General features: G+C 38.7%; 2 protein-coding genes. Both read right to left on the reverse strand.

Annotated features, from left to right (window positions below):
• Positions 1-25 precede the first annotated feature (25 nt).
• Complete coding sequence (locus PX700_RS21670; RefSeq protein WP_479521910.1) at positions 26-1624, reverse strand: BCCT family transporter; 1599 nt, start codon at positions 1622-1624, stop codon at positions 26-28.
• A 168-nt stretch (positions 1625-1792) separates the two neighbouring features.
• A complete protein-coding gene (locus tag PX700_RS21675; RefSeq protein WP_479521911.1) occupies positions 1793-3208 on the reverse strand; it encodes an alanine/glycine:cation symporter family protein in 1416 nt (471 codons plus the stop codon).
• Positions 3209-3293: the final 85 nt, after the last annotated feature.

Raw genomic sequence — 3293 nt, forward strand, 5'->3', positions numbered from 1 at the left:
CCCATATAGGCCGCTTTAATAATAGTTACTGTTGTTTAATTTGTGTTTTGTAAATGGGGTACTCACTTAATAAGCCTTGAATGAGCGCAACACACATCAAAATAAGCACAATAGAGAATGGTAGGGCAGTCGTAACGACTCCTGATTGTAGCGCTTGCAATGCTTGTGATCCTCCTACCCAGAGTAATACTGCCGCAATAACACCTTCAACTGTTGCCCAAAAGATTCGATGTGGAACAGGTGCATCAATTTTACCGCCAGCTGTAATACCATCTATAACTAGGGAGCCTGAATCAGACGATGTTATAAAAAATACTAAAACTAATGCAATCGACATAATAGATATAAAGCTAGAGAACGGTAGTTGTTCATATACTTGAAATAGTGTTACCGAAATATCAGTTAGACCATTTTGTCCAAGTGGTCCTACTTTATCTATAACTTGGTTTATTGCCATGTTGCCAAATACGCCCATCCAAACCAAACTAAGAAGTGTGGGTAGCCCGATAACTACGAGTAAAAACTCACGCACGGTACGTCCTTTAGAAACACGAGCAATAAACATACCTACAAATGGTGACCACGATATCCACCACGCCCAATAAAATACGGTCCACGAGTGCATCCAGTCTTCGTCAGTTCTACCAAAGGGATTACTTAATGGAACAAAGTGTTCTACATATGCACCAAGGGTGAACCATACGGCTCCAATCGCATCAGAAAAGGTGAGTGCAATAACGGCGAGCAATAAAATAAATGCACAAATCAGATTTATATTACTAAGGACTTTAACACCACCCTCAATTCCTCTGATCACAGAAAAAATAGCAATACATGTTACTAAGCCAATAACTGTAATTTGAAATGCGGTGCCGTAGTCGGTACCTAATAAGTAATTTATACCACTTGTTGCCTGTTGTGCGCCAAGACCTAATGACGTCGCTAAACCAAACAATGTAGAAAGTACAGCGAGTATATCAATGATATGCCCGAGCCAACCCCATGCGCGATCGCCAAAAATTGGATAAAATACAGAGCGTATAGATAAAGGCAATCCTTTATTGAAAGCAAAAAATGCTAAGCTTAATCCTACAACCGCATAGATAGACCAACCATGTAGTCCCCAGTGGTACATCGTTGCGCCTAATGCTAATGAATGTGCTTGCGCTGAATTGGGCTCAGCATTCATTGGCATATGGTACCAACCTGTAAAATAAGCGGTTGGTTCTGCAACTCCCCAAAATAGCAAACCAATGCCCATTCCTGCAGCAAATAACATTGAAAGCCAAGATAAATAGCCATGCTCTGGTTTAGCTTTTATGCCGCCTAGTCTAATTTTCCCTAAAGGTGAGAGCGCTAAAACAAAACAAAAAATCACAAAGCCATTCGCGACAAGCATAAAGTAGCTATCGAATTGGTTTATGATGGCGTTTTTGGTGGACGTTAAAAAATCTCGAGTGACAGTAGGGTCAAAAACTAAAGTTAGCACGACAAATAATACGACTAAGAAGGCGCTTATTCCGAATACAGGATTATGAATGTCAAATCCCCATTTTTGTACATTATCTTGACCTACCTGATAATCGGTCGTGTCGATACTGTACTTTTTACTCATGTTATCCATCGGTTCTCCTTATTATAGATAACTAATTACGCTTAATTTACGTAGTTAAATATAAAATAGTTTTAAGCTTAATATAAGTTTTTTATTAAAAGTGATGTTTGACATTAAATTGGGTGCGTAAATAAATTATAGAACTAAAAAAGCGAGCCGTAGCTCGCTGTTTGTTGTTTATTTCCAGGCTTCGGGGTCAACCTCTTTATCGAGTTTTGGATGTTTACTTTTATCAAAGGTAGGTATTAGACCTTTCTTGCGTTGCTCGTTATAATCTTTCGATAACCATACAACAACTCCTGAAAGCATAAATAACGCTACAACGTTTACAATGGCCATTAAGCCCATTGATATATCTGCTAACGTCCAAATTAAACCAAGCTCACCAACCGCACCAAACATCACCATACCCAAAACAACAAGCCTAAAGATAAACATCCCTTTATTAGAGTTGTGCTCTAAAAACATTAAATTTGTTTCAGCGTAAGAGTAATTAGCCACAATAGAAGTAAAAGCAAAAAAGAGTATAGCGATTGCAATAAAGTAAGTACCCCAGTCACCAACATGTTCTTGTAACGCCGCTTGTGTAAGTTCAATCCCCATAACACCAGATTCAGGTACTAATTGCTGCGATAACAGAATAAGAGAAGCAGTCGCTGTACAAATAACAATAGTATCAATAAATACACCTAGCATTTGCACATAACCTTGTGATGCTGGATGAGGAGGGTAAGGCGTTGCAGTTGCAGCGGCATTAGCGGCACTACCCATACCAGCTTCGTTTGAAAACAAACCACGCTTTATACCTTGGATCATCGCTTGCGTAACACCATAACCAATTGCACCTGCACCGGCTTGTTCAATACCAAAAGCACTTTTTACTATAAGTACAATTACATCTGGTAATGCAGTGAAGTTAATAGCGCATACATAAAGGGCAACTAATAAGTAAGCTAATGCCATAAACGGCACAACCATTTCGGCAAAACGAGAAATCGTTTTCAATCCACCAAAAATAATAATACCAGAGCCGATAACCAAGCAAATGCCTACTATATACTTAGGTACATCAAACGCTACTTCAAATGCTGCAGCAATAGAGTTTGACTGTACTGCGTTAAATACTAAACCAAAGGCTAAAATTAAACATAACGAGAATAAAATCCCCATCCAACGTTTGCCTAAACCGTTTTGCATGTAATAAGCAGGGCCACCTCTAAAATTACCATCTGCATCTTTTGTTTTATAAGCCTGAGCTAAAGTACTCTCGGCAAAACTTGTAGCCATACCTATTAATGCAATAAGCCACATCCAGAAAATAGCACCTGGACCACCTAAATATAAAGCAACAGCAACACCAGCCATATTACCAGTACCGACACGAGCTGCTAATGAAGTACAAAAAGCCTGAAAGGATGAAATTTCGTTATCGGCACATTTACGAGAACCAAACATAACTTTGAACATATGTGGGAATTGCACAAATTGAATAAAGCCTAGTCGAAAAGTAAAGAAGAGGCCCGCTGCTATTAATAAGTAGACGAGAACTTGCCCCCATAGAAGGGCACTTATACTATTTATTATGTCTGTCATGGATACTGCCTAAATACATGAGTTAAAAAAGTGACCGCAACTTATCACATCAGGATAAAAGTGTTTAGTTTTAAAGTTCAAAAAC

The organism is Pseudoalteromonas sp. TP27 (genome assembly GCF_056470645.1).

Bases quoted from the DNA above. Each gene is read 5' to 3' on its own strand.
- PX700_RS21670 (WP_479521910.1), bottom strand. From the start codon at position 1,624: ATGGATAACATGAGTAAAAAGTACAGTATCGACACGACCGATTATCAG.
- PX700_RS21675 (WP_479521911.1), bottom strand. From the start codon at position 3,208: ATGACAGACATAATAAATAGTATAAGTGCCCTTCTATGGGGGCAAGTT.